The 835-nt window shown below is 67.2% G+C and carries 1 protein-coding gene; it reads right to left on the bottom strand.

The window, feature by feature from the left end; genetic code table 11:
• A partial coding sequence (locus tag IEZ15_RS44330) for an AMP-binding protein (RefSeq protein ID WP_194535966.1) occupies nt 1-835 on the bottom strand: 835 nt, incomplete at both ends.

Raw genomic sequence — 835 nt, 5'->3', positions numbered from 1 at the left:
CGGGCTCGGCCGAGTATCTGGATGCTGCGGATGGAGTCGCCGCCGAGGTCGAAGAAGTTGTCGTGGCGGCCGATGCGGTCGACGCCGAGGATGTCGGCCCAGATCGCCGCGAGCAGTTCCTCGGTGCCGGGCAGTGGAGCGATGAACTCGACCGTCAGTTCCGGACGTTCGGCCGTCGGGGCGGGCAGGGAGCGTCGGTCGAGCTTTCCTTGCGGGGTGAGGGGGAGGGTGTCGAGGTGGACGAAGTTCCTCGGGATCATGTAGTCGGGGAGGTGTCCGGCGAGGGTGTCGCGGAGTTCGCTGGTGGTGGGAGGTGCGGTGCCCGGTTCCGGCACGAGATAGGCGACCAGATCTGTACGGCCGTTCGCCTCCTGGTGCGGAAGGACAACGGCCTCGCGCAGACCGGCCACCTGCGCCAACTGGGCTTCGATCTCGCCGAGTTCGATGCGGTATCCGCGGATCTTGACCTGGGCGTCGGCCCGGCCCAGGTATTCCAGTTCGCCGTCGGCCGTCCAGCGGGCGAGGTCGCCACTGCGGTAGAGCCGGGCACCGGGGGCCGGCGTCAGGTGATCCGGTACGAATCGTTGTGCGGTGAGAGCTGGTTGACCGGTGTAGCCACGTGCCAGGCCCGCGCCGCCGATGTGGAGTTCCCCGACCACTCCGATCGGGGTGGGGTTCCCGTACGGGTCGAGGACATGGAGTCGGAGGTCCGGGAGGGCGCGCCCGATTCTGGTGGCGCTGTTGTTCAGTTGGTTTTCGTCGATTTCGTTGGTGGTGACGTGGACGGTGGTTTCGGTGATGCCGTACATGTTGATGAGGCGGGGTGTGGTGCAGC

It is taken from the genome of Streptomyces atratus (assembly GCF_014648655.1).
Classification (GTDB): domain Bacteria; phylum Actinomycetota; class Actinomycetes; order Streptomycetales; family Streptomycetaceae; genus Streptomyces; species Streptomyces atratus.
The sequence above is the reverse complement of the archived record's forward strand: the minus strand, read 5'-3'. Positions and strand labels throughout refer to the sequence as shown.